A 25,306-nucleotide genomic window follows, 5' to 3' on the forward strand; every position below is an offset into this window, starting at 1 on the left:
GGAAGCGATGACTCGCCTTGAACAGAAGAACATGAGGGTGGGGTGTAACACGATGACGGTGGCACATGGCACATGAGGACCTGAGTGCCGTCGTTCCAGAGGAAGCCCACGTGGTAGTCGAGCCCGACGAGGTAGAGCCCCTCTCTCCCGTGCTCCACCCGCCGGAGCACCTCGACGTACCCAGGCGGCGGGCACTGATGGGGTGGCTCGGAAGCGTCATGAGCGACACGCGCCCGTGAGCGACCGCTTCTTCCGCACAGTCTATTCCACGCACACTCACCCCGAAGGAGTCGGAGTCGCCGATGCCCAACTCTTGAAGCACCCGCTCCACGATGGCAATGGCTGCGTCGGCATCCTTCCAGTCTTCAATCTGCACTGACAGCCGGCTCGGGCCGTCACCGGTATCACCGCAATACGCCACCCCAAAACCCGTCACAGAGATTCCATGCCTCGAGACCTGAACTGTGAATGTGTCCGCTGTCTCCTTTTACCTCGGTTCAGCACAGGTCCTCCTCGTCATGGAGGGCCTTTTCTCACCGGCTCAGCATTTGTTGATGCGCCGCTGGTAGACGGACTTCACCTTGTGCTGGCGTGCCTCTTTCAAGGAGCCAGCACACGGTGAAACTACCATCGAGGGCCTGGGCCTCCAGGAATTGCCAGCCGCATTCCGGACCCTGATGTGGGATTGACCGTGCCGGTGTCGTGGTAGGCACCTCGCAGCACAGGCCCTCCTCGTCGTGAGAGCTTATTCTCACCTGCTCAGCATTCGTTGATTGCTAGGAAACCTGGATTGACTGGTTGAGGAGGCTCTACTCCTTCGACTACGTTGCGCACGTGTCGCTGGGGGGCTCGCCGCGATACGGCGGCCTCGGAGACACAAGTCAAACCGAAGGGGGCTCCATGTTTACGAGAAGTCTTGTACTTGCAGCGGGATGCATTGCGTTGATGTCCGGGTGCGCCGGGCAACCCGATGAAACGCAAGAGGTCCTCGGCAATCTGGTCAAGGCCGGGTTCCCGGCCGATGACATCATGGTCGTCGACGGGAAGGTCTACGTCGGGCGGGACGCCGAGGTGTCCCTGGCCGCATCGCGCGAGATGCTCGAGCGCGGCAACTCCACCGAGGAGCAATACCGCACCACCAACCTCATCAACACGTCACTGTCGAAAATCTGCATCAATGGCTCGACGTTCACCGGCGTGTTCAGCACGGCGCTCGATCTGGCGATCCAGAACTACGACGAGCTACCGCTCACCTTCGCCATGGCACGGACGCCGAGCAGCGGCTGCAGCTTCACCATCAACGCGGTGCTCCAACCGGGCCTGGTCGGAGGCTCGGCCGGGTTCCCGTCCGGCGGGCTGCCGTACTCGACGATCAACATCGGCGGAGGGCTCGCCTCATACAGCGTCGATGTGATCGAGCACGTCATCACGCATGAGATCGGCCACACCATCGGGTTCCGCCACTCGGACTACTACAACCGCAGCATCAGCTGTGGCACCGGCGGCAACGAGGGCGACGATGGCGTTGGCGCGATCCACATCCCGGGCACGCCGACCACGGCGACCTCCGGCGGCTCGCTCATGAACTCCTGCTTCCGCTCGATCGAGACGGGCGAGTTCGCCCCCGGCGACCTCTCCGCGATGAGGACGTTGTACACGCCTACGCAAAGCAACTGGCGGTGGTGTCACAAGTGCCAGGGGCTGTTCTTCGGCAGCAATCCCGGCTCCAAGTGTCCGGCCGGGGGAGCGCACGAGAACGTCGGCAGCGGCAATTACCATCTCGGACACAGTCTGGCATCCACGACTGGGTGGCAGAGCAACTGGCGATGGTGCAACAAGTGTCAGGGGCTGTTCTTTGGCGGCAATCCCGGCTCGGTTTGTCCCACGGGTGGCGCCCACGATGCTACCGGTAGCGGGGACTACCATCTGCTCCATGACGCGGGAAGCGCCCCCGATCTGCAGTCGAACTGGCGATGGTGCAACAAGTGCCAGGGGCTGTTCTTTGGCGGCAATCCCGGCTCGGTTTGTCCCACGGGTGGAGCTCACAGCAGCACCGGTAGCGGCAACTACAGCTTGATCAACCGCTGACCTGGCCCTCAGGACGGGGTACGGCCGTTACCTCCGAGTCATGCACGAACAAGAACAAACAAGCACTCGGGGTTCACGGCCCTACCCTTTCGACGCCGTCCTGTTCGACCTGGCCTGCGGGAGTTCCTCGAAGCCCTTCGGCGGGCGGGGTGCCCCGGGCGGTGGCGGCGAGCGCGGTGCCCATGAACACCGAACTCTCCCTAGTCGCACCTGAGCCTGCGGGAGAGATTCAACGCGCGGGTGACGGCGGCGGATGTCGCCCGGTGCAAGCCGGACCCTGAGATGTACATCAAGGCGGCCTCGGCGCCGGGCGTGGCGCCCACCGGGTGCCTCGTGGTCGAGGACGCCGTGCTCAGAGACCGTGCCACCCTGGCCGCTGGCGCCCGGTGCCTCGCGTTGACCACCACATTCCCGTGTGACGTCCTGCTCCAGGCACGTGCCGAATGTGTGACTGCTCATCACGACCCCCGAGGCGGGCTGGGCTACGACACGCGCCACGCGGCGGCCTTCGCCGGAATGGGCATTCCGACCCTCGCCTGCATGCTCGACCAGCTCCCGGGCTTGATGACCGCGGCGCTGCAGCGGCAGGACCTCGCACAGTGGGCCGCCCGCGAGAACCTCGTGCTCGCCCGGCCGGGATAGAGAGGAAGAGCCCTACTCTCCCTGATTCTAGGTTTATACCTTGTGAGAGGGGGCTTGCCGCAAGACGGGGGTCGTCCCGCATGCTCGGCCGCCGAAGCTGGATTTTACTGAAATTGGAGGCGCGAACATATGGATTCATATGTGCTTGGTTTCCAGGATCTGGACAAAACAAAACGCATGGTTGTCGGAGGTAAAGGCGCGAACCTGGGGGAACTGTCCAAGATCGAAGGAATCCGCGTGCCGGATGGCTTTTGCATTTCCACCGAAGCCTTCAAACGAATTATCGGGGAAATACCGTCGATCGGCGATTCACTTGATCAGTTGTCGCTTCTGAAGGCGGAAGACCGGGACAAGATCGGTAAACTGAGCGGTGAAATCCGCAGCGCCATCGAAGGGAGGGCCATCCCTGAAGATATCCTCGAAGACATCACGCACCTTCTCTCCAGACTGGGCGAAGAAAATGCCTACGCAATCCGCTCCAGCGCAACCGCGGAGGATTTACCGACGGCCTCCTTTGCGGGCCAGCACGATACGTATTTGAACATCATCGGAAAGAAGGCCATCCTCGCGCACATCAGCAAGTGCTGGGCATCGCTATTCACCGAGCGGGCCGTCACCTACCGGCTTCAGAACGGCTTCGATCATCGCCGAGTCCACCTGTCCGTGGTTGTGCAGCAGATGGTCTTCCCGCAGGCGGCAGGGATCCTGTTCACGGCAGATCCCGTCACGTCCAATCGGAAGGTGTCATCCATCGATGCCGGCTTCGGACTCGGCGAGGCTCTGGTCTCCGGCCTGGTCAATGCCGATATCTACAAAGTGCGTGACGGCGAGCTCATCGAAAAGAAGGTCTCCACCAAGAAGCTGGCTATTCATGCCTTGAACGATGGCGGCACGAAGGAACTGGCGATCGAGCCTGAGCGGCAGAACAGGCAAGCGCTGACGGATGAGCAGATCTTGCAACTCGCGCGCATGGGCCGAAAGATCGAAGAACACTTCGGCTGCCCCCAGGACATCGAATGGTGCCTGGTTGGCGATGAATTCTACCTGGTTCAGAGTCGGCCAATCACCACTCTATTTCCCATCCCGGAAGCGAACGATCAAGACAATCACGTTTATGTGTCTGTCGGCCATCAGCAAATGATGACCGATCCCATGAAGCCATTGGGGATTTCGTTGTTCCAGCTAACGGCTCTCCGGCCCATGTACAAAGCTGGCGGAAGGCTGTTTGTTGATGTCACCAACAATCTGACTTCACCCGCCGGCAGAGAAATGTTGCTGGATGGCATGGGGAAACACGATCCGCTCATAAAAGATGCACTCACGACCATCATCGAGCGACGCGATTTCATCAAATCGTCGCCAGATGACAAGAAAGAACAGAGTTCCATCAAGAACAACAAAGGCGCGTCGTCTTCGGAGTTTCATCCGCAAATCGAAAACGATCCGAAAATCGCTTCTGACTTGATTGAGAAGAATCAAGCATCGATAGACGCGTTGAAACGGAACATCCAAACGAAATCAGGCCCCGAACTGCTTGATTTCATCCAAGAAGATGTTCAGGAACTGAAGAGGATTCTATTCGATCCCCGGAGTTCGGCCGTGATCATGGCGGCCATAGGTGCTTCAACATGGCTCAATGAAAACATCGAGAAGTGGCTAGGCGAAAAAGGCGCAGCAGATACACTCTCTCAATCCGTACCAAACAATATCACCTCGGAAATGGGGCTAGCACTACTGGATGTCGCAGACGTGATTCGCCCTCATCCGCAAGTGGTCGAATATATCCAGCATGTAAAAGATGATGATTTTTTGGATGAACTGGTCAAGCTCAAGGGTGGCCAGGAAGCCCGAGACGCCATCTATTCTTACCTCGATAAGTATGGAATGCGGTGTGCCGGGGAAATCGATATTACGAGACCTCGTTGGCGCGAAAAACCAACTACGCTCGTCCCCTTGATTCTCGGGAACATCAAAAACTTTGCGCCCAGTGCTGGCGGTCAGAAATTCGAGCAAGGGCGACAGGCGGCTCTGAAAAAAGAACAAGAGTTGTTGGAACGATTGAAGCAACTACCGGATGGTGAACAGAAAGCCGAACGGACAAAGCAAATGATCAGCCTGGTCCGGAACTTCATCGGTTACCGTGAATATCCCAAATACGGCATCGTCGGTCGCTACTTCGTCTACAAGCAGGCCTTGCTGAAAGAAGCCGAACGACTCGTGCGAGCCAACGTCATTCAAGAAAAGGAAGATATATACTATCTCACCTTCGAAGAGCTTCGCGACGTCGTGCGCACATACAAACTGGACTACCAGCTCATCAGCAAACGAAAAGACGAGCACGCGTTGTATGAAAAACTGACGCCGCCGCGCGTCATCACGTCCGATGGCGAGATCATCGCAGGTGCATACAAACGAGACAATCTCCCGGCCGGAGCGATCGTCGGTCTCCCCGTTTCTTCCGGCGTTGTGGAGGGACGCGCGCGTGTCGTCTTGAACGTGGAAGACGCTGTGCTGGAAGAGGGAGATATCTTGGTCACCGCCTTCACCGACCCGAGCTGGACACCGTTGTTCGTATCCATAAAAGGACTGGTCACCGAAGTCGGTGGGCTGATGACCCATGGCGCGGTCATCGCACGCGAATATGGCTTACCGGCGGTTGTCGGCGTGGAACATGCCACCAGGCGGATAAAGGATGGGCAGCGGATTCGCGTCCATGGCACGGAAGGGTACGTAGAAATCCTCTAGCCTTGTCGTCCGCGGGGGCGTTCACCGCGACCGGCCGGATGCTGAACGGCACGTTACCCCTTCACGCTCGTTGCGCCGCCGGCTCCTGCAACCCGGTTTCAGCGCGGCGCGAAGGCGTAGCGCCCCAGACCCGGCACGAGCGCGCTGACCGTGTTGGAGTCCACGTCCACCTGGGCTCCGGGTACAGGCGTCGGATAGCCGGGCTCTGCCATCCGGTAGACGAACCCGAAGATGCGGTGCTGGTGGCACTCGGGGCCACCTCGTGAATCGGAGATGAGCATCTCCAACTCGTCACGGGTGAAGACCGCGGTGGCTCGCCAGGTCGGAGCCTCGTCCAACGCCCCGAACAACACCTCTACAGTGCCCTCTCTTCGGCCAACTGCGCGAGTCAGCTTCTCTCTGTTCTCCACCAGATGATGCGGCCAGCGATGACACTCGTTGACGCACTGCGCATTGTGGCTACCCGCACTGGCAGTCTAAAAAACGCCTTATTGGCACTTTGCCAATACGTGATGGAGGATGCGCCATGAGACTGCGGTGGACCCGTGAGTTGGCGTTTTCGAGTTTCCTGTTTCTTGCCCTGAGCACATCCCAGGCAGTTGCGGACCCATTGCCGTTGTTGGATTCGACGGCCAACCGGTCGCCATTCGCGGCCGCGTGCGCTGGGAAGCCGGATTCCACTCTGTTGCCAGTGGATCCGCGCACCCTGGTGGTGCCCGGCGTCAACAAGCCTGGGGCGGCGGTGCAGTTCAATGCCTACTGGGTGGACCTTCACACGCCGCCGCCGCCGTTCATCTCGAACCTGCCTCCGAACCCGAAGACCTGCGGCGAATTTCGCGCAAGCGTCGCTCGGGGTAAGGCGAACATCGAGACCCGTGCCTACTTCCAGCCCTTCACCAACTCGCTCGCCTACTACAATCTCTACATGCTCTGGGGCTACCTCTTCCGCCCCGCCGACTTCGACGAGCAAATCATCAAGCGCTATGGGCTCGCGAAGGCGCCATTCCGCAACCCCTACCCGCTGCCCTGGGAGAACCCCAACCTCACCAATGGCGGCAGCGGACAACTCCCGCTGGGGCTCGTGCAGGAAAGGGACAAGAACGGGCGCTACACGGGAAAAATCAGCTCCGGCTGCTCGGGCTGCCACGATTCGCGGCTCGGGAGCGAGCAAGAGGCCTACTTCGCGTGGGGCCGCTCGAACGACGCAATCGATGCTGGCCTGATCCAGTCCGACTTCTTCCGCTCCACGGGAGTGGGGACGGTGCTCCAGCTCGCGCCCGTGCCCTGGAGCGTGGGCCGAGGCACGAGTGACGCCATTGGCATCGTCGACCTCCTACCCGCTCTCTTCGACATGGACTCGCTCGCAATGGTACCGAGCCTGCTCGAGTACTTCCCGACCCATGCAGGGGGCATGTCCCGTGCGCCGAACTGGTGGTACCGCGCGTTCAAGACGCGCCAGTTCTGGGATGGAGCGCTCACCTCGGACAACGTCCGTTCGGAGATGGCGTTTGGAATCGCGAACCTGGGTAGCACGCCCGCGGAGCGCCGCGCGCTGACCGCCGAGTTCGAGGACAACGACAACTTCTTCGTCTCGCTCTCGCCTCCCCTCTACCCCAAGGAGATCAACACCGCGCTCGCCGAGCAAGGGGCCGTGCTCTTTCACGAGCGTGACCTCTGGGCGAACGGCGCCAATGCCAACATCCCGAAGACTCCAGGCAATGGCTCCTGTGCGAGCTGCCATGGCGTCTACTCGCCACGCTACGCCGCCAATCCCGCGTACCTGCCTGATCCCCGTCTCAAGGGCATTTCCGGCGTCATCACGCCCATCGAAACCATCCGGACGGATCCGGCGCGCGAGCAGCTGATGGCCGACGAGCGCAAGCGCAGAGCCTGGAACACGTCCTTCCTCGCCTACAACGACCAGTCGCCCGACCACGGCCCCTACTACGACGACCCCATCATGAGCGCACTGCGCCGCGTGCCGCGCAGCGCGTACGACAATGGCCTCGGGCCCATCTACTCACCCGAAGGGCCAAACACGTGGATCGAGCCGTTCGGGTACATCGCGACGCCTCTCTACGGCGCGTGGGCCTCCGCGCCTTATTTCCACAACGGAAGCGTGCCCACCCTCTGGGAGGTGCTGAAGCCGTCGGACCGCCGGGCGGTGTGGAAGCGCCAGCAGACCTCCGCCAACTCGCTGGGAACCAACGCGGGTTACGACGCGAGCTATGCCTCGTACGACTTCGCGAAGCTCGGCTGGAAGGTGACGCCACTTGCCTGCGGGGATGTCCCGAGCAACGACCCGTTCATCCCCTGCAGCCAGGAAATGGCGACGTCCGACATCATCTTCGCGAACATCGCCAACCTCGTCGCGAACTACAACTCGCTCGCCTACCAGTCACCGCCGCCCGTTACCCAGAAGCAGATTCGCTCGCGGATGATCTTCAATTCGCATCTCTATGGGCTTGGCAATGGTGGGCATGACTTCACGCAATCGCTCACCGACAACGAGCGTTGGGCCCTCATCGAGTACATGAAGACGCTCTAGAACTCCGGGACAAGAGCCGCGGCCTCTGGCTTCAATCCGGCCAGAGGCCGCGGTGGTTACAAGTTCAATCCGGCCAGGGGCCGGATGATCACAATGAGTGCAGCAGATGCCCACCATCGACGGGCAGAGCGACACCGGTGATGAAGGCGCCGGCATCGCTGGCCAACAGCAGCAGCGCGCCTGAAAGGTCTTCCACCGAACCCAGCTTCTTCGATGGGATACTGTTCTTGAGGTAGGCCTGACCGCGCTCTGACTGGAAGTAGCCGGAATTGAGTTCGGTTTCGATGTAGCCGGGGCAGAGCGCGTTGACGCGGATGTTGTTGCGCATCAACTCCAGCGCCATGTGCCTGGTGAGCTGGATCAGACCCGCCTTGGACGTGGCATACAGCGATTCTCCATAGCCGACACCGATGCCGAGGATCGAGGAGATGTTGACGATGCTGCCGGGCCTGCCGGCCACGCTCAGTTGCTCGACAAACGCACGGGCGACGCGCCACGCCGCTTTCAGGTTGGTATCAACGACGTAGTCCCAGTCCTCTTCCTGCGTTTTCGCGAAGAGCATCGATCGGGCGACGCCAGCGTTGTTGATCAGCACATCGATGGTGCCAAAGAACCTGCCCGCCTCCTCGAATGCGGCCTTCACGCTGTCGTGCTCGGTGACATCCATCTCCACGGTCGCGGCGTCACCGCCGGCACTCTTGATGCGATCGGCCAGTTGCCGCAGGCGATCGACACGGCGCGCGGCGACCACCACCTTGGCGCCGGCTTCGGCCAATACCTGCGCGAAGTGTTCGCCGAGACCGCTCGACGCACCAGTCACCAGCGCCACACGACCGGTCAGATCAAAACGATTCTTGTTCATGGTGCCCTCCTGCGTTCCTGACGGCGTCATGGGAGCATCGCCACGGCCATTTCAGCGATCGGACCGGCCAGCGCGCCGTAGTCCATGGCCTTCTTGCTCGACGCATTGCCGTCGAGCGCGCGCTTGTAGACGCCCTGCAGAATCGCGGCGATGCGGAAGAAACTGAAGATGATGTAGAAATCCCAGTTCGGGATGGCCTTGATGCCGGTCAGCTCGCAATAGCGCGCCACATACTCTTCTTCCGAGGGAATGCCGAGTGCCTCGCGGTCGAGACCTCCGAGGCCAGGGATCGCCGCGTCCGGCGGCAGGCGCAGATGCATGCATTGATACGCGAGATCCGCCCACGGGTGACCAAGCGTCGACAGCTCCCAGTCGAGCACCGCGACGATGCGCGATTCGGTCGGGTGGAACATGACATTGTCGATGCGGTAGTCACCGTGGTTCAGCGCGACCCGACCGTCATCGGCCGGCACGTTGGCGGGTAGCCACTCCATGAGCTTTTCCATTGCCGGCATGGTGCCGGTCTGACTGGCCCGGTATTGCTCGGTCCAGCGTTTGATCTGACGCTCGAAGTAATTGCCGGGGCGGCCGTAGTCGGTGAGACCGGCCTGCTCCAGGTTGACCGTATGCATCGCGGCGAGTACGCGCACCATCTCACCGTAGATTGCGCGGCGCTCAGCCGGTGTCCGTTCCGGCAGAGCGCAGTTCCAGAAAATGCGGCCCTCGACGAATTCCATCACATAGAACATCGAGCCGATGACGCTGTCGTCGTCGCACAGCGTCAACATTCTTGGTACCGGCACCTGGGTCGCCGCCAGCGCCTTCATCACACGGTATTCGCGGTCGACCGCATGCGCCGATTTCAGCAGCAGTCCGGGCGGCTTCCGGCGCAGCACGTATCTGCTCTTCTCGGTGCGCACCATGAAGGTCGGGTTGGACTGACCGCCGGCGAATTTGGTGCATTCCTGAATCGTGCCGAAATCGGCAATGCGCGCAGCCAGATACTTCTGCAGATTTTCGACATTCAGCGTGTCGATTGCCTCGGACATGAATACGCCTCCTCGAAGGTTCATGCACCCACCAGCCGCACAGGTGCCGGACGCAGCCGCTTCCTTTCTCAAAGCGCGGACAACTCCTGGATGACTTGCTTGCCGAGCGCCATCATGTGGACCTGATCGGGACCATCGGCAATGCGGCACCAGCGTGCGTAGTTGAACGCCTCGGCGAGGAAATAGTCCCCGGTCAGACCGCCGGCTCCGTGCATCTGGATCGCCATGTCGATGACCTCGAAGCCGAGCTGCGGCACCATGATTTTCGCCATCGCAATCAGGTCCTTCGCCTCTTTATTGCCGACGCGGTCCATCTTGTCCGCCGCACGCAGCGTCATCAGGCGACACATTTCGACCTTGGACGCCATCACCGCGATGGCCTCGCGCACGGAGCCCTGCGTGCTCAGCTTCTTGCCGAAGGCCACGCGATTCTCCACGCGTTTGCAGGCGTATTCCAGTGCGCGCTGGGCGGCGCCGATCACGCGCATGCAGTGATGGATGCGGCCCGGGCCAAGGCGGCCCTGGGCGATCTCGAAACCGCGGCCCTCGCCGAGCAGGAGATTCGATTTCGGCACGCGCACGTTGTCGAACACGATTTCGGCGTGGCCGTGCGGCTCCTCCCAGTAACCCAGCGTCGACAGAGGCCGCTTGATGAGCATGCCCGGCGTGCCGCGTTCGACCAGGACCTGGGATTGCTGCAGGTGGCGGTTCGGATTGTCCGGATCCGTCTTGCCCATGACGATGAAGATCTTGCAGTTCTCGTGCATCGCGCCGGTGGCGAACCACTTGGTGCCGTTGATGACGTACTCATCGCCTTCAGCACGGATCGAGAGCTCGACGTTGGTCGCGTCGCTGGAAGCCACATTCGGCTCGGTCATGACATAGGCCGAGCGGATCCTTCCTTCCAGTAGCGGTTCCAGCCATTTCTTCTGTTGCTCGGGCGTCGCGTACCGCGCGAACACTTCCATATTGCCGGTGTCGGGCGCGGAGCAGTTGAAGACCTCTGCGGCCCAGAACACGCGGCCCATGATTTCGGCCAGCGGCGCGTACTCGAGGTTGGTCAGGCCAGCGCCGCCGTGCTCGCGACCCGGCATGAACAGGTTCCACAGCCCCTGCGCTTTCGCCTTGGCCTTCAGTTCCTCGACGATCGGCGGCGACACCCAGCGGTTCTTCTGCACCTGCTCCGCGAACGTGTGTTCGTTCGGATAGACGTGCTCCTTCATGAAGGCATTGAGCCGATTTTGCAGCTCCGTGACACGAGGCGAATGTTGGAAGTCCATGGGTTCCCCTTTGAAGACAATCAGGTGTAGGAGAGCAGGTGTTCAGCATCCGGGGACTCCAGATGCGGTTGCGCATTCCATGACTGCAGCCGCACCTTGTCACCCTTGAACATCAGGCGGGTGATGCCGGTATTCACCATTTGCAGGTTCATGGTGATCATCTGATCGACGGTGAGGCCGAGCACTTCGCGCACCAGCGCGCTGATGGCGCCGCCGGAACTGATGGCGAGCACGCGCTGCGCGTCGGGCCGGTCGATCATCGCGCGCAGGCTGGCGCGGATGCGGCTTTCGAAGTCGCTCCAGCTCTCCGGCAACCGCGGATGCTGCAGCGTACCGTCAGCCCAGGCGCCGAGGGTCAGGCGCAACTGGCGGTAGAAGACGCGCGCGTCCTTGAGGTCCAGCGGTGGCTCGACCGGGCATTGCTCCAGGTGGCAGTCGAGCAGAGCGTGAAAGTGATACTCGTTGAGGCCCGGCAGGATTTCGGGCTCGAGGCCGGCGTAGCCGGTCGCCTCTAGCGTCTGACGGTGGCGCAGCAGCGCTCCGATGATGACGCGGTCGAAGGTCAGACCGCGCATGCGGAACCAGTCCCCCAACCGCCGCGCCTGCTCGACGCCGACGGCTGAGAGCCGGTCATAGTCATCGGTGCCGAACGACGCCTGACCGTGCCGCACCAGATAGATTTCGCCCATATCACCGCCGTTATTCCGCTGCCGAGCAGCCTGGCAGATTTGCATATCACGCAGTAGCTCGGGCGGGAGTCCCTGGCCGCGTGCGTCCAGCCCCTGGCGTACCGGCAGCATGACGCAATACGTCGGACACCAGGCCCGCCTTCACAGGCCGTACTTCAAAGACTGTTGCTGTTGACATGCTGCCAACAAGCCCCCATCATCACGCGGAATGAGGCCCCACTCATGAGCTATCAACACATCCGGTCTTCGGTTGCGAATCGGGTCGCTACCCTGGAGTTGAACCGTCCCGAAGCGAGGAACGGGTTCACCGTGACCATGGCGGACGAGCTAGCCGACGCGCTCGGCGCCGCCGACGCAAATGAAGACGTGCGCGTGGTCGTCCTCACTGGCGCTGGCAAGGACTTCTGCGTGGGCGCGGACCTGAGCGGCCGCTCGTTCGAGGTGTCGAATCTCGAGCACCTGGAGCGCGGCTGGGTCGAGCCGGCGACCCGGGTGACTCGCAAGATGTTCGCGCTGCGGAAGCCGATCATCGCAGCCGTCCGCGGCGCCGCGGTGGGCGTGGGCTCGACGATGATCCTCCCCGCGGACTTCCGCCTCGCCGCGAAAAACAGCCGCTTTGGCTTCGTCTTCAGCCGGCGGGGCATCTATCCGGAAGCAGGGTCGTGCTGGTTTCTGCCGCGCCTCGTCGGAATGGGGCGCGCGCTCGATTGGATGGTGAGTGGCCGTCTGATCCAGGCCGACGAAGCACTCGGCGCGGGACTGGTCCAGTCGCTCCACGAGCCCGATGCTCTACTCGATGCCGCCTATGCGCTCGCCCGCGATCTGGTCGAGAACACCGCGCCGGTGTCTGTGGCCGTCATCCGGCAGGCCCTCTACCGGATGAGCGCGCTTCCATCTCCCGAACCCGCCTTCGCACTCGACAGCCAGCTCATCGCGAGCTGTGCCCAGAACGCGGATGCCGAGGAGGGCGTGATGTCGTTCCTGCAGAAGCGGCCCGCGAAGTTCCCCCGGACGTTGGAGCAGGACCTGCCGACGTTCCTGCCCTGGCGGGAGCAGAAGTCATGAGCCCGGTCCTCGCACCTCGCTGGAAACGGCTCGAGCCGGACACGCGCAGGGAACAGATTCTGGAGTGCGCCACGCGGCTGTTCGGCGAGCGCCCGTACGCGGACGTCTCCACCACGGATATCGCCCGGGAGGCAGGCGTCGCCCGGGGATTGATCAATCACTACTTCGGGCAGAAGCGGGATCTCTATTTGAAGGTCGTGAAGAGGATGCTGCTCATGCCCGGCCTGGACGAGAGCGTACCCATGACGGGAACCTTACGGCAGCGGGTGGAGCGCAGCGTGGAGTGGTACCTCGATACGGTGGCGACCCACGGAAAGACCTATGTGGCGGTCACCAGCGCGGGAGGCATCGGCGCGGATCCGGAGGTCGAGCGCATCATCTTGGCGGCGGACGACGTGGCCTCTTTGAAAACGCTCGAGTTCCTGGGCCTCAAGGTCGAGGTCGGAAGTGACGCGCGGCAACGGGCGATGATGCGCTCCTATGCCGGTCTGGTGAAAGCCACCATCCGCGAGTGGATCCGCGGCGGGACCCTCTCGCGCGAGGATGCGCACCTGCTCCTGAGCGAAGCGCTCATCACGATCGTGAGCGACGTGTTCCCCCGGCTCCATCAAGACGCTCACTCCGAGCGCGGCGACTCCCGGGGTCCTGGGTCAGGGCGCAAGCGAGGAAAGGACGAGCAATGACCTCGAGGCCACTTGCGGGACGCACGCTGTTGATGTCCGGAGGAAGCCGCGGAATCGGGCTGGCACTCGGCGTCGCCGCGGGGCGCCTGGGAGCCAACGTCACGCTCCTGGCGAAGACCGACACCCCGGATCCACGGCTGCCCGGGACGGTGCACACGGCGGCTGCGGAGATCGAGGCCGCGGGCGGCCAGGCGCTCGCGGTGGTCGGAGACGTGCGCGACGAAGCGGACGTGCAGCGGGCCGTTGACGAGACCGTGGCGCGTTTTGGTGGCATCGACTTCTGCGTCAACAACGCGAGCGCTCTCGCTCCGCTCAAGACAGAAGAGCTTCCGGTCAAGCGGTTCGACCTGATGCAGCAAATCCAGCTGCGGGGGACGTTCCTGCTGACGCGCGCGGCGATTCCGCACCTGCGGAGATCTCCCCACCCGCACATCCTCTCGCTCTCGCCTCCGGTCAATCTCGCGCCGCGCTGGATGGGCCTGCACCCGGCGTACACGCTCGCCAAGTACGGGATGACCCTGCTCACGCTCGGTTGGGCCGCGGAGCTGGCCGATGCCGGCATCGCCGCGAACGCCCTCTGGCCCCGAACGCTCATCGCCACCGCCGCCGTGAAGAACATGCTCGGGGGCGACGCATCGATGCAGCGGGCCCGCTCGCCGGAGATCATGGCGGATGCGGCCGTGGCCATCCTCCAGCGCCCGCCACGCGATTGCACGGGGCAGACCTTCATCGACGAAGACGTCCTTCGCGCCGAGGGCATCACCGACTTCAGCAGCTATGGGGGCGGCCCCGACGTCTTGCTCGACCTCTACGTCGATCCCTGAAGAGGAACATCACCCCACGTTTGGCCATTGAGTCGAGGAGGTACCCATGGGTCCGTCGCTCGCAGCCTTGGAAGCGCAGTGCCAATCACAGGCAAGCAAGCTCACGCTGCCGCTGCTCCTCAAACGCAATGCCGAAGAATACGCGGGCGCTCCCGCCCTCAGTGCCGGAGACAAGACGCTCACCTGGGCGCAGCTACGCGAACAGACCGCCGCGCTTGCTCGCGGACTCGGCGCGCTCGGGCTGACGCGAGGCGAGCGGATGGTGATCATGATGTCCAGCCGCCCTGAGCACTGGAGCATCGACTTCGCCGCGGTCCACCTCGCCGCCATCCCCTGTACCGCGTACCAGACCCTGAGCACCGAGCAGGTGAGCTACGTCGCACGGCACAGCGCGGCCACGGTGGCGGTGCTGGAGGGCGCAGAGGAGGTCGCACGGTGGCGGCCGGTGCTCGAAACGCTCCCAGCGCTCAAACGGCTCATCGTCCTCGATGCATCGGCCATCCCGGCCGGGGATGCGCGCTTCGTCTCCTTCGCGGAGGTCGAGGCCGAGGGGCGCAGGTTGCACCAGGCGGAGCCCAGGGTCTTCGAGGACGGGTGGAAGGCCATCCGGCCCGAGGATCCGATCGCGATGATGTACACCTCTGGCACCACTGGCGAACCCAAGGGCGTGGTGCTGAGCCACCGGAACGCCTTCTACGAGGCGATCGCGGTGGACCTCGCCGTCCCCATTCCCATGCAGTCTCCGTCGATCGCCTATCTCCCGCTGGCGCATATCGCGGAGCGCGAGCTCGGCTTCTACCGCGCGCTCTACAAGGCGCTGCACATGCACATCTGCGCGGATCCGGCGGGCGTGGTGCCGCTGATGGCCAAGGTGTCTCCCCCCGCGTTCTTCGGAGTGCCACGCGTCTGGGAGAAGCTAGCCGGGGGCCTGCGGGCGAAGCTGGGCACGCTCGAGCCGCCTCAGCGCGACGCCATCCTCTCCGCTCATGCGGTTGCCCTGGAGGCCTTCCGGCTCGAAGGCGCCGGAAAAGCCGTGCCCCCGGAGCTTACGCAGAAGGTCGCGGAGGTGGAGGCCAGGGTCCTCAAACCCCTGCGCAAGATGCTCGGACTGGACGCGCTCGAGTGGGCGAGCAGCGGCTCGGCGCCCATCCCCGTTGACATTCTCGAGTACCTCGGAGGCTTCGGGATCAAGGTGCTCGAGGTCTGGGGCATGAGCGAAACCACCGGCTGCGCCACCATCAGCACGGCCACGGACTTCCGCCTCGGTGCCGTGGGCCGACCCATTCCCGGAGTGCAGCTCCGGCTGGCCGAGGACGGTGAAATCTTCGTCCGCGGCCCCGTGGTGTTCCTCGGCTATCTCGACGCGAACGGGCAGATCATCAGCGCGGTCGATGCCGACGGCTGGCTCGCCACCGGTGACATCGGCACGGTCGACTCCGATGGTTTCCTCACCATCACCGACCGCAAGAAGGAACTCATCATCACCTCGAGCGGGAAGAACATCGCGCCATCCAAGATCGAAGGCCTGCTGCGCGCGCACCCACTCGTCGGCCAGACGATCGCGATTGGCGACAGACGGCCCTACGTGACGGCACTCGTCTCCCTCGACCCGGACGCCGCGCCGCTCTGGGCCAAGGCGCATGGCCTCGCGCCGCAGTCGTTCGCCGAGCTCACGCGCGATCCGGCGATTCGCGCCGAACTCGAGTCGCTCGTTGCCTCGACCAACGCCCGGCTCTCCCGAGCGGAGCAGATCAAGCGCTTCGAGGTGGTCCCCGAGGCGTGGTCTCCCGCGACGGGCCAGCTCACGCCCACCCTCAAGCTCAAGCGCCGCGTGATCCTCGAGCAGTACGCCGAGCGCATCGCCGCGCTCTACGCGAACGACTGACCCACTACCTCCCGGAACCAACACCCAGGGGACATCCATGCATGCGAGAACACCGGAACAGACCGCGTTCGCGGACTCCATCGACGCGTTCTGCCGCGCCAGGTCCGGCACGCGCGCACAGCGCGACGCCTTGACCCAGAACGGCACCGAGGCCCACAACCCCGCCCTCTACGTGCAGATGGCGGAGCTCGGCTGGCTGGGCGTGGGTATCTCGTCGAAGTATGGCGGCTCGGACGGAGGGATGTCCGACATCTGTCTCTTCGCCGAGCGAATCGCCTACGGGCTCGCTCCAGTGGGGGGCTATGTCACCACGGTGGTCGCCGCCGGTCCGTACGCGAAGTTCGGGACCGAGGCCCAGCGCGAGAAGATCCTCGGCGGCATCACCCGGGGCCGCGTGGAGGCCATCTCGATCTCCGAGCCCGGGGCTGGCTCGGACGCCGCTGCGATTACCTGCCGCGCGACCCGGACGCCGGGAGGCTTCATCATCAACGGGCAGAAAACCTGGTGCTCGAACGCGCACATCGCGGACCACCTCCTGCTCGTGGCACGCACCAACACCTCGAGCTCGCGGCACGAGGGCCTCACGATGTTCTGCGTCCCCACGGGCACGGCGGGAGTGGAGATTCGTGGCATCCCCACCCTGAACGGCAAGGACGTGAATGACGTCTACTTCACCGACTGCTTCCTGCCCGAGAGCGCGGTCGTCGGAGCCGTGGACCAGGCCTGGCCCCAGCTCATGGCGGGACTCAACAGCGAGCGGCTCATCCTCGCGGCGACCATGCTCGGCCGCGGCCGGCGGGCGTTCGATGACACCGTGGCGTACGTGAAGGAGCGCAAGCAGTTTGGCCGGCCCATCGGCTCCTTTCAGGCGCTCAAGCACCGGATCGCGGATCTCGCCACCGAGCTCGACTGCTGCGAGCTGCTCCTCTACCGCGTGGCCGCGATGGCGGACGAGGCACCCGAGCGGATGCTCCCCCGCGAGGCCTCGATGGCGAAGCTGAAGGCAACCGAGACGGCCAAGCGCGTAGCGCTCGAAGGCGTGCAGATGATGGGCGGCTACGGCTACGCCACCGAGTACGACATGGAATCGCATCTGCGCGCCACGGTGATCTCCACCGTCTATGGCGGCACGAGCGAAATCCAGCGAGACATCATCGGCAAGACGTTCGGACTCTAGAGCGGAACCTGAGAGGCAGACATGACGAGACGTTCCCCATGGAGCTCGGACGAGCTCGAGCAGGTACGCGGGCTCGCGGCCGCCTACTTCACGAAAGAGGTCCTTCCCAACGTGCCCAAGCACGTGGCCCAGGGCTATCCGGACAAGGCGCTCTATCGACGGGCGGGCGAGCTCGGGCTCTTGTGCATGTCCATTCCGGAGGCCTACGGCGGAGGCGGAGGGACATTCGCTCACGAGGCGATCCTCGTCGAGGAGCAGATCCGCGCCGGGGACCCCTCGATGGGCTTCGCGGTGCATAGCTCCATCGTCGCGCACTACGTCCTCGCCTATGCGTCCGAGGCCCAGAAACAGAAGTGGCTGCCCAAACTCGCGAGCGGCGAGTGGGTGGGGGCCATCGCCATGACCGAGCCGGGGACGGGTTCGGACCTCCAGGCAATCTCCACCCGCGCGGTGCGGGACGGCGATTTCTACCGGGTGAGCGGCGCGAAGACGTTCATCTCCAACGGCTACGTCTGTGACTTTCTCATCATCGCCGTGCGGACGTCGGACGTGAAGGGCCACGCCGGTATCTCGCTGTTGTGCGCCGAGGTCTCCGACACGACGCCCGGTTTCGAGCGGGGCCGCATCCTCGACAAGCTCGGCGGCAAGGGCCAGGACACGACCGAGCTCTTCTTCGATGACCTGAAGGTCCCCGCGGTCAATCTGCTCGGCGGCGAGGAGGGCCATGGTTTCGTCCAGATGATGCAGCAACTGCCCCAGGAGCGGCTGGTCACGGCGCTCATCGGCATGGCGAGCCTCGAGCGGGCCGTGGACCTGACGGTCGAGTACACCAAGCAGCGTCACGTCTTCGGGAAGCCCCTCTTCGCCTTGCAGAACACGCGCTTCGAGCTCGCGGAGTGCGCGACCCTGAAGCGAGTCTGCCGCACCTTCGTCGATGACTGCATTCAATCCCACCTCGAGGGCCGGCTCGACGTGACCACGGCGGCCATGGCCAAATACTGGGTGTCGGACCAGGCCTGCATCGTCGTGGACCGCTGCCTGCAACTGTTTGGCGGGTACGGGTACATGAAGGAATACCCTATTGCCCACCTCTTCGCCGATACCCGCGTGTTGCGGATTTTCGCCGGCGCGAACGAGGTCATGAAAGAGCTCGTCGCCCGTTCCCTCTGAACCACCTCAATCGTTTCGCAAGGAGGCTCTCAGTGAGCCAGGAAGTCTTCATCTTCGACGCCGTTCGTACCCCCCGCGGCAAAGGAAAGAAGGGCTCGCTGCACGGAACCAAGCCCCTGTCGCTGCTCGTCGGCCTGGTGGATGCACTCAAGAAGCGCAACCCGAAGCTGGATCCCCAGCGAATCGACGACGTGGTGCTGGGCGTGGTCTCTCCGGTGGGAGAACAGGGCGCGGACATCGCCAGGACCCTGGTGCTCGCGGCCGGCCTCCCGGAAACCACCGGAGGAGTGCAGCTCAACCGCTTCTGCGCCTCTGGCTTGACCGCCGTGAACATGGCCGCCCAGCAGGTGCGCTCGGGCTGGGAGCACCTGATCATCGCGGGCGGCGTGGAGAGCATGTCGCGCGTCCCGATGGGCTCGGACGGCGGCGCCTGGACCATGGATCCGGCCACCAACTATGACACGTACTTCGTGCCCCAGGGCATCTCCGCGGACCTGATCGCGACGATGGAGGGCTTCACCCGCGAAGACGTGGATCGCTACGCGCTCCGTTCGCAGGAGCTCGCGGCCAAAGCCTGGGCTGGTGGCTACTTCAAGAACTCCGTCGTCCCGGTGAAGGACCAGAATGGCCTCACCGTGCTCGACCGGGACGAGCACCTGCGCCCGGACAGCACCGTGGCCTCGCTCGGTCAGCTCAACCCCTCCTTCGCGGCAATGGGCGAGGCCGGCGGCTTCGACGCGGTGGCGCTGCAGAAGTATCACTTCGTGGAGAAGATCAACCACGTGCACACGCCGGGAAACTCGTCCGGCATCGTCGACGGCGCGGCGCTCGTGCTGGTGGGCTCGGAGAAGATTGGCAAGCAGCTCGGCCTGACGCCGCGGGCGCGCATCGCCGCCGTCGCCACGTCCGGGGCGGACCCGACCATCATGCTCACCGGCCCCATTCCGGCCACCCGGAAGCTGCTCGAGATCGCCGGCCTCTCCCTCAAGGACATCGATCTCTTCGAGCTCAACGAGGCCTTCGCCTCCGTGGTCCTCAAGTACCAGAAGGACCTCGCCATCCCCGACGAGAAGCTCAACGTCAACGGCGGTGCGATCGCCATGGGCCACCCCCTCGGGGCGACCGGAGCGATGATCCTCGGGACCGTGGTGGACGAGCTCGAGCGGCGGAAGGCGCGCCGCGCGGTCGTCACCCTGTGCGTCGGCGGAGGGATGGGCGTGGCCACCCTCGTCGAGCGTGTCTGAACCCCTCCCCTCCCCTTTCCGACAAGATTCGAGCAAACCCATGAGTGAGCAGAACACCATCCGCTGGGAGCAGGACGCCGACGGCATCGTGGTCTTGACGTTGGATGATCCGGGACAGTCCGCCAACACCATGAACGCCGCCTACGTGAAGTCCATGCGCGCGGCGGTGGACCGGCTGGTCAAGGAGAAGGCCAGCATCACGGGCGTCATCCTCACCTCGGCGAAGAAGACGTTCTTCGCGGGCGGCGACCTGAACGATTTGCGTGACGTGAAGAAGGACGAGGCGAAGCAGGTCTTCGAGCTCGGACTGGAGATCAAGGCGCAGCTCCGGGCGCTGGAGACCCTGGGCAAGCCCGTGGTCGCGGCGATCAACGGCGCGGCACTCGGGGGCGGGCTGGAGATTGCCCTCGCGTGTCACTGGCGCATCATCGCCGACGTCAAGGGGGCGCAGGTCGGGCTGCCGGAGGTGACGCTCGGGCTGCTTCCCGGCGGCGGCGGCGTGGTGCGCACGGTGCGCCTGCTCGGCATCGTGGACGCGCTGATGAAGGTCCTGCTCCAGGGCCAGCGCTACCGTCCGCAGGAGGCGAAGGAGATCGGCCTCGTGCACGAGGTGGTGGACTCGGTGGACGCGCTCCTGCCCGCGGCCAAGGCCTGGGTGAAGGCGAATCCGGGCGCGCAGCAGCCGTGGGAGCAGAAGGGCTACAAGATTCCGGGCGGCACCCCGTCCTCGCCTTCGCTCGCGGCGAACCTGCCCGCGTTCCCCGCCAACCTGCGCAAGCAGCTCAAGGGCGCGAACATGCCGGCGCCACGTGCTATCATGGCGGTGGCCGTCGAGAGCACGCAGGTGGACATCGACACCGCGTTCATCATCGAGTCGCGCTACTTCGCCGAGCTCGTCACCGGCCAGGTCGCGAAGAACATGATTCAGGCGTTCTTCTTCGACATGCAGCACATCAGCTCTGGCGGCAGCCGTCCGAAGGGCTTCCCGCAACACACGGCGAAGAAGGTCGGCATCCTCGGCGCCGGAATGATGGGCGCCGGCATCGCCTATGTGTGCGCCAAGGCCGGCATCGACGTCGTGCTCAAGGACGTGAGTCTCGCCTCCGCCGAGAAGGGCAAGCAGTACTCGGTCAAGCTGGTGGAGAAGGATGTCCAGAAGGGCAAGTCCACGAAGGAGAAGGGTGATGCGCTCCTCGCGCGTATCCTCCCCACCACGGACGCTGCCGCGCTCGCGGGCTGTGACCTGGTCATCGAAGCGGTCTTCGAGGACGTGAAGGTCAAGCACCAGGTCTTCCAGGAGATCCAGGACGTGGCCACCCCGGATGCGGTGCTGGCCTCCAACACCTCGACCCTGCCCATCACCCTGCTCGCCGAGGGCGTGAAGCGGCCGGCCGACTTCGTCGGGATGCACTTCTTCTCCCCGGTGGACAAGATGCCGCTGCTCGAGCTCATCGCGGGCAAGACGACGAGCGACGCCACGCTCGCGAAGGCCATGGACATCGCGGTCCAGATTGGAAAGACGCCCATCGTCGTCAACGACAGCCGGGGCTTCTTCACCAGCCGCGTGATCAGCACCTTCCTCAATGAGGCCATCGCCATGGTGGGCGAAGGAATCTCGCCCGCCTCCATCGAGCAGGCGGGCCTCCAGGCGGGATACCCCGCCGCCCCGCTCCAGTTGATGGACGAATTGACGTTGACCCTGCCGCGGAAGATCCGCCTCGAGACCAAGGCGGCCACCCTGGCCGCCGGCCAGCCGTGGCTGGAGCACGGCAGCTACGCGGTCGTGGACGCGATGATCGATCAGTACCAGCGCAAGGGCCGCTCCACCGGAAGCGGCTTCTATGACTACGTGGATGGCAAGCGCACGAACCTCTGGCCGGGGCTCGCCCAGCACTTCACCAAGCCTGGTCACACCATTCCCTTCGAGGACATGAAGGAGCGGATGCTGTTCGCCGAGGCCATCGACACGGTGCGGTGCTTCGACGAAGGCGTCCTCCGCTCCGCCGCGGATGCGAACGTGGGCTCCATCCTCGGGATTGGCTTCCCGGCATGGACGGGGGGCGTGGTGCAATACATCAACGGCTACGAAGGGCGTACCGGAACGGGGCCGCGCGGCTTCGTCACCCGCGCGCGCGAGCTCGCGGAGCGCTACGGGAAGCACTTCCTGCCACCCGCCTCGCTCGTCGCGAAGGCCGAAAAAGGCGAGTTCCTGAAGTAGCCCCCTCCCCCGGAAGGAGAAGTCCCATGGCTCGGAGTCTCAGCAACCTCGCCGCCGTTCCGCGTTCGCTCGACATGAAGGCACTCGTCGAAAAACAGCGTGCCTACTTCGAGACCCGCGTCACGCTCCCGCTCCACTGGCGGCGGGAGCAGCTGTTGGCGCTCGAACGGGCGGCGCGCAAGTACGAGGCGGAGATTCTCGACGCCCTCAAGGCGGATCTCTCGAAGAGTCCGGAGGAGGCCTACCTCACCGAGGTCGGGAACATCTACGGCGAGATCAAGACCGCGCTCAAGAACGTGAAGGCGTGGATGGAGCCACGGCGGGGGTCCGCGCCCCTCATCATCCAACCGGCGCGGGCCTACCAATACGCGGATCCGCTCGGCGTGACGCTCATCATCTCGCCCTGGAACTACCCCTACCAGTTGTCGATGGCGCCGCTCATCGGGGCACTCGCCGCGGGCTGCACGGCCGTGTTGAAACCCAGCGAGCTGTCACCCGCCACTTCGGAGGTGCTCAAGCGGATGCTGGGCGAGGCCTTCCCGGCAGAAGTCGTCTCGGTCGTCGAGGGGGGCGTGGAGGCGAGCCAGGCGCTCCTCGCGGAGCGCTGGGACCTCATCTTCTTCACCGGTGGAACCCAGGTGGGCCGGGTGGTGGCCGAAGCCGCCGCCCGGCACCTCACCCCCACCGTTCTCGAGCTGGGTGGGAAGAGCCCCTGCATTGTCGACAGAAGTGCGGACCTCGAGATCACCGCTCGACGCATCGCCTGGGGCAAGTACGTCAACGCTGGACAGACCTGCGTCGCGCCGGACTACGTGCTCATTCCACCCGAGCTCAAGGGCCGCTTCGTCGACCTGCTCCAGAAAGCCGTCAGGAGCTTCTACGGTGCCGATGTGAGCACGAGCGGCGACTACGGCCGCATCGTCAGCCCTCGCCACTTCGAGCGAATCTCCGCGCTCGCGGCCGACGGTCAGATCGCCTTCGGCGGCGAGCGCGACGCGCCCAGCCGCTACTTCGCGCCCACCGTCATCACCGATGCACCCTTGTCGAGTCCGCTGATGCAGGAGGAGATCTTCGGTCCCCTGCTCCCGCTCGTCGACTGTCCGGGCATCGACGACGCCATCCGCTTCGTGCGCTCCCGTCCGAAGCCGCTCGCCCTCTACACCTTCGCGCGTGACGCGGCGGTGAACGAGCGCGTTCTCACGGAGACCTCGAGCGGCGGAGCGGTCACAAACGACGTGTGCGTTCACTTCGCCGCCGAGGGGCTTCCTTTCGGAGGAGTGGGCGAGTCGGGGCTCGGCGGCTATCACGGCCAGGCCAGCTTCGATGCCTTCAGTCACAAGAAGAGCGTGGTGAAGCGGCCCTTCTTGCTCGACATGAAGCTGCGCTATCCGCCCTACGGCGGAAAGCTCGGCCTCCTCAAGCGCTTCTTGTAAAAGCGCCGTCCTTCCCCAAAAGGGGAGGGACGCCGGAATCGCGGCGCAGGACGAAGAAGTACGGCGCCGCCATTCCTCGCGCGTCCATCGCGCCAAGCAGAGTGTCGGCGTCGACCTTGCGGAACACGTCGAGGGTGGGCCAGTCATCGTAGATCATCGTCGCGCTGAGCTTCCCGCGGTACTCCGTCATGCGCAGCCGCGCCTTGAACTTCCCGGTCTCCACCTTGGTCCGGTGAGGGCCCACGAAGCCTTGAATCTCCGGCGACGGCCACTTGCGAGGGTCCACCGGGAACACCGATGCGCGGTCCTCCGTGAAGAACAGCAGCGGGTGCACGCTCTCGGCGTCGATGAACTGCTTGCCGTACCAGCCGGTCGCGCTGAGCATTCCGTCCATCGTGTGCCCCGTCTGGAGCTCGCTGCCCTTCCACCTGCCGTGCAGGAAGGCGAGCTCCACCGTGGGCAGGCTGTCGAACAACGCGAGCGCCGCCTCGGAGTTGATGCGTCCTGCTTTCACTGCTTCGTCGAAGGTCATGGCGTCCTTCCTCCGTGCATGTGCAGCACAGGCTTGATTGCCGTGCGCGTCTCCATGTCGTGAACCGCGTCGTTGATGGCCTCGAAGGCATAGGGGCGGCTCAGCTTCTCGATGGGAAACCGTCCTTCCGCGTGCAGGGAGACCAGGCGCGGAATGAAGGTCTTCGGGTCGGCATTCCCCTCCAGGATGCCCACCAACTTCTTCCCGGTGAGGAGCGCGCTCATCGGGAGCGAGACTTCCGCGCCACGACCAGGCAGGCCGAGCAACGCGCAGGTCCCCAGGGGCCGCGTCACGTCGAACGCCTGACGCAGCACCTGGGGCAAGCCCACGCACTCCAGGGCGAAGTCCACGCCGCCCCGGGTTCGCTTCAGAATCGTCTTCGTGAGCTCGGGCTCGTCCGCCAGGAAGGTATCGGTGGCGCCCAGTTCGCGTGCCAGCTCGAGCCGCTCCGCGCTGAGGTCCACGGCGATGATGCGGGCCGCACCAGCGACTCGCGCCGCCATGATGGCCGCGAGGCCAACGGCGCCCGCTCCGTACACCGCGAGCTGCTGCCCGGCTTCGAGCCGGAACGCCTCGAGCACCGCGCCCGCGCCAGTCTGGAACCCGCAGCCCAGCGGCGCGAGCAGCTCGAGCGGAGCGGACGCGTCGACCTTCACCGCGTTGTGCTGGTGCGCCAGCATGTGCGTGGCGAATGAGGACTGGTGGAAGAAGCTGGAGCGAATCGGCTCACCGTGCCACCGCATGGGGAAGGAGCCATCCGGCCTCGCACCGGAGAAGTTCCCCGCGTACCCGCGCTCGCAATACGCGGGATGGCGGCTTGTGCATGTGCCACACGCGCGGCACGCGAAGTAGCTGAGCACCACCGCGTCGCCGGGCACGAAGTCCGTCACGCCCTCCCCCACGGCCTCCACGATGCCCGCGCCTTCGTGGCCGAGCACGGCGGGAAAGGGGAAGCGGCCCGCGCCCGCCCGGTAGGTGAGGTCGGTGTGACAGATGCCGCTCGCCGTCACCCGCACCCGCAGCTCGCCCGCCCGCGGCGACTCGAGCTCGACCTCGTCGATGGCGAAGGGACCATTCACCACCTGCAGCACCGCGGCACGCACTGGAAGACCCATGGGGCCATCTTATTGGCATTCCGCCAATAGTGACACTCCAATTGGAATGGATTGGAG

At 64.3% G+C, this 25,306-nt stretch carries 21 protein-coding genes; 14 read left to right on the forward strand and 7 right to left on the reverse strand.

From position 1 onward, the window contains the following. The first annotated feature begins 65 nt into the window (after window positions 1–65). The 4 genes from OV287_RS39950 to ppsA all read left to right on the forward strand — a co-directional run bounded on the left by OV287_RS39950 (window position 66) and on the right by ppsA (window position 5,475). The gene (locus OV287_RS39950) at window positions 66–239 is read left to right on the forward strand and encodes a hypothetical protein (RefSeq protein WP_267539282.1); all 174 of its coding nucleotides are present in this window, start codon (window positions 66–68) and stop codon (window positions 237–239) included. Between the two features lie 706 nt (window positions 240–945). Continuing rightward, window positions 946–2,088, forward strand: a complete 1,143-nt coding sequence (locus tag OV287_RS56270; RefSeq protein WP_308809772.1) for a M57 family metalloprotease — start codon at window positions 946–948, stop codon at window positions 2,086–2,088. A 216-nt stretch (window positions 2,089–2,304) separates the two neighbouring features. Continuing rightward, window positions 2,305–2,730, forward strand: coding sequence for an HAD-IA family hydrolase (locus tag OV287_RS39960; RefSeq protein WP_267542505.1), 426 nt, complete (start codon window positions 2,305–2,307; stop codon window positions 2,728–2,730). Window positions 2,731–2,859: 129 nt separating this feature from the next. Next, window positions 2,860–5,475: a phosphoenolpyruvate synthase gene (gene ppsA / locus OV287_RS39965; protein ID WP_267539283.1), complete on the forward strand. Its 2,616-nt coding sequence runs from the start codon at window positions 2,860–2,862 to the stop codon at window positions 5,473–5,475. 98 nt (window positions 5,476–5,573) lie between these two features. Here ppsA and OV287_RS39970 read toward each other — a convergent pair whose 3' ends face one another. Next, window positions 5,574–5,813, reverse strand: a complete 240-nt coding sequence (locus tag OV287_RS39970; protein WP_267539284.1) for a hypothetical protein — start codon at window positions 5,811–5,813, stop codon at window positions 5,574–5,576. Window positions 5,814–6,001: 188 nt separating this feature from the next. Between OV287_RS39970 and roxA the strand changes: the two genes are divergently transcribed. Further along, complete coding sequence (gene roxA, locus OV287_RS39975; RefSeq protein ID WP_267539285.1) at window positions 6,002–8,023, forward strand: rubber dioxygenase RoxA; 2,022 nt, start codon at window positions 6,002–6,004, stop codon at window positions 8,021–8,023. An 88-nt stretch (window positions 8,024–8,111) separates the two neighbouring features. Here roxA and OV287_RS39980 read toward each other — a convergent pair whose 3' ends face one another. The 4 genes from OV287_RS39980 to OV287_RS39995 form a co-directional block, all read right to left on the reverse strand. Then, a complete protein-coding gene (locus OV287_RS39980) occupies window positions 8,112–8,885 on the reverse strand; it encodes an SDR family NAD(P)-dependent oxidoreductase (RefSeq protein WP_267539286.1) in 774 nt (257 codons plus the stop codon). A 26-nt stretch (window positions 8,886–8,911) separates the two neighbouring features. Next, the gene (locus OV287_RS39985; protein WP_267539287.1) at window positions 8,912–9,934 is read right to left on the reverse strand and encodes a phosphotransferase; all 1,023 of its coding nucleotides are present in this window, start codon (window positions 9,932–9,934) and stop codon (window positions 8,912–8,914) included. 68 nt (window positions 9,935–10,002) lie between these two features. Next, the gene (locus OV287_RS39990; protein WP_267539288.1) at window positions 10,003–11,214 is read right to left on the reverse strand and encodes an acyl-CoA dehydrogenase family protein; all 1,212 of its coding nucleotides are present in this window, start codon (window positions 11,212–11,214) and stop codon (window positions 10,003–10,005) included. Between the two features lie 20 nt (window positions 11,215–11,234). Next, entirely contained in the window at window positions 11,235–12,014 is a 780-nt protein-coding gene (locus OV287_RS39995) for a histidine phosphatase family protein (protein ID WP_267539289.1), read from the reverse strand. A 111-nt stretch (window positions 12,015–12,125) separates the two neighbouring features. Between OV287_RS39995 and OV287_RS40000 the strand changes: the two genes are divergently transcribed. From OV287_RS40000 to OV287_RS40040, 9 genes are read left to right on the forward strand one after another with little or no spacing between them, the layout of a single operon-like run. Beyond that, window positions 12,126–12,968 carry an enoyl-CoA hydratase-related protein gene (locus OV287_RS40000; RefSeq protein ID WP_267539290.1) on the forward strand — a complete coding sequence of 281 codons (843 nt, stop codon included), beginning with the start codon at window positions 12,126–12,128 and terminating at the stop codon, window positions 12,966–12,968. Continuing rightward, window positions 12,965–13,651 (forward strand): TetR/AcrR family transcriptional regulator, encoded by a 687-nt coding sequence (locus OV287_RS40005; protein WP_267539291.1) that lies wholly within the window; start codon window positions 12,965–12,967, stop codon window positions 13,649–13,651. The genes OV287_RS40000 and OV287_RS40005 overlap by 4 nt, the downstream gene beginning before the upstream one ends. After that, complete coding sequence (locus OV287_RS40010) at window positions 13,648–14,475, forward strand: SDR family oxidoreductase (protein WP_267539292.1); 828 nt, start codon at window positions 13,648–13,650, stop codon at window positions 14,473–14,475. Before OV287_RS40005 ends, OV287_RS40010 begins: the two co-directional genes overlap by 4 nt. A gap of 46 nt (window positions 14,476–14,521) precedes the next feature. Beyond that, window positions 14,522–16,360: an AMP-dependent synthetase/ligase gene (locus OV287_RS40015; protein ID WP_267539293.1), complete on the forward strand. Its 1,839-nt coding sequence runs from the start codon at window positions 14,522–14,524 to the stop codon at window positions 16,358–16,360. Between the two features lie 37 nt (window positions 16,361–16,397). Further along, window positions 16,398–17,537, forward strand: coding sequence for an acyl-CoA dehydrogenase family protein (locus tag OV287_RS40020; RefSeq protein ID WP_267539294.1), 1,140 nt, complete (start codon window positions 16,398–16,400; stop codon window positions 17,535–17,537). Window positions 17,538–17,558: 21 nt separating this feature from the next. After that, on the forward strand, window positions 17,559–18,707 hold the full coding sequence (locus tag OV287_RS40025; protein ID WP_267539295.1) for an acyl-CoA dehydrogenase family protein: 1,149 nt from the start codon (window positions 17,559–17,561) through the stop codon (window positions 18,705–18,707). 32 nt (window positions 18,708–18,739) lie between these two features. Continuing rightward, a complete protein-coding gene (locus OV287_RS40030) occupies window positions 18,740–19,951 on the forward strand; it encodes an acetyl-CoA C-acetyltransferase (protein WP_267539296.1) in 1,212 nt (403 codons plus the stop codon). A 40-nt stretch (window positions 19,952–19,991) separates the two neighbouring features. Next, window positions 19,992–22,169, forward strand: coding sequence for a 3-hydroxyacyl-CoA dehydrogenase NAD-binding domain-containing protein (locus OV287_RS40035; protein ID WP_267539297.1), 2,178 nt, complete (start codon window positions 19,992–19,994; stop codon window positions 22,167–22,169). Window positions 22,170–22,195: 26 nt separating this feature from the next. Next, window positions 22,196–23,602, forward strand: a complete 1,407-nt coding sequence (locus OV287_RS40040; RefSeq protein WP_267539298.1) for an aldehyde dehydrogenase family protein — start codon at window positions 22,196–22,198, stop codon at window positions 23,600–23,602. Here OV287_RS40040 and OV287_RS40045 read toward each other — a convergent pair. Both OV287_RS40045 and OV287_RS40050 read right to left on the reverse strand, forming a co-directional pair. Then, complete coding sequence (locus OV287_RS40045; protein WP_267539299.1) at window positions 23,586–24,134, reverse strand: DUF4334 domain-containing protein; 549 nt, start codon at window positions 24,132–24,134, stop codon at window positions 23,586–23,588. The genes OV287_RS40040 and OV287_RS40045 overlap by 17 nt on opposite strands. After that, window positions 24,131–25,249 carry an NAD(P)-dependent alcohol dehydrogenase gene (locus OV287_RS40050; protein ID WP_267539300.1) on the reverse strand — a complete coding sequence of 373 codons (1,119 nt, stop codon included), beginning with the start codon at window positions 25,247–25,249 and terminating at the stop codon, window positions 24,131–24,133. Before OV287_RS40050 ends, OV287_RS40045 begins: the two co-directional genes overlap by 4 nt. Between the last annotated feature and the right edge of the window lie 57 nt (window positions 25,250–25,306).

Source organism: Archangium lansingense (assembly GCF_026626635.1).
Lineage (GTDB): Bacteria > Myxococcota > Myxococcia > Myxococcales > Myxococcaceae > Archangium > Archangium lansingense.

Coding starts and splice junctions, on each gene's coding strand:
- OV287_RS39950 (WP_267539282.1), top strand. CDS start 66: ATGGCACATGAGGACCTGAGTGCCGTCGTTCCAGAGGAAGCCCACGTG.
- OV287_RS56270 (WP_308809772.1), top strand. CDS start 946: ATGTCCGGGTGCGCCGGGCAACCCGATGAAACGCAAGAGGTCCTCGGC.
- ppsA (WP_267539283.1), top strand. CDS start 2,860: ATGGATTCATATGTGCTTGGTTTCCAGGATCTGGACAAAACAAAACGC.
- roxA (WP_267539285.1), top strand. CDS start 6,002: ATGAGACTGCGGTGGACCCGTGAGTTGGCGTTTTCGAGTTTCCTGTTT.
- OV287_RS39980 (WP_267539286.1), bottom strand. CDS start 8,885: ATGAACAAGAATCGTTTTGATCTGACCGGTCGTGTGGCGCTGGTGACT.
- OV287_RS39985 (WP_267539287.1), bottom strand. CDS start 9,934: ATGTCCGAGGCAATCGACACGCTGAATGTCGAAAATCTGCAGAAGTAT.
- OV287_RS39990 (WP_267539288.1), bottom strand. CDS start 11,214: ATGGACTTCCAACATTCGCCTCGTGTCACGGAGCTGCAAAATCGGCTC.
- OV287_RS39995 (WP_267539289.1), bottom strand. CDS start 12,014: ATGCTGCCGGTACGCCAGGGGCTGGACGCACGCGGCCAGGGACTCCCG.
- OV287_RS40000 (WP_267539290.1), top strand. CDS start 12,126: ATGAGCTATCAACACATCCGGTCTTCGGTTGCGAATCGGGTCGCTACC.
- OV287_RS40005 (WP_267539291.1), top strand. CDS start 12,965: ATGAGCCCGGTCCTCGCACCTCGCTGGAAACGGCTCGAGCCGGACACG.
- OV287_RS40010 (WP_267539292.1), top strand. CDS start 13,648: ATGACCTCGAGGCCACTTGCGGGACGCACGCTGTTGATGTCCGGAGGA.
- OV287_RS40015 (WP_267539293.1), top strand. CDS start 14,522: ATGGGTCCGTCGCTCGCAGCCTTGGAAGCGCAGTGCCAATCACAGGCA.
- OV287_RS40020 (WP_267539294.1), top strand. CDS start 16,398: ATGCATGCGAGAACACCGGAACAGACCGCGTTCGCGGACTCCATCGAC.
- OV287_RS40025 (WP_267539295.1), top strand. CDS start 17,559: ATGACGAGACGTTCCCCATGGAGCTCGGACGAGCTCGAGCAGGTACGC.
- OV287_RS40035 (WP_267539297.1), top strand. CDS start 19,992: ATGAGTGAGCAGAACACCATCCGCTGGGAGCAGGACGCCGACGGCATC.
- OV287_RS40040 (WP_267539298.1), top strand. CDS start 22,196: ATGGCTCGGAGTCTCAGCAACCTCGCCGCCGTTCCGCGTTCGCTCGAC.
- OV287_RS40045 (WP_267539299.1), bottom strand. CDS start 24,134: ATGACCTTCGACGAAGCAGTGAAAGCAGGACGCATCAACTCCGAGGCG.
- OV287_RS40050 (WP_267539300.1), bottom strand. CDS start 25,249: ATGGGTCTTCCAGTGCGTGCCGCGGTGCTGCAGGTGGTGAATGGTCCC.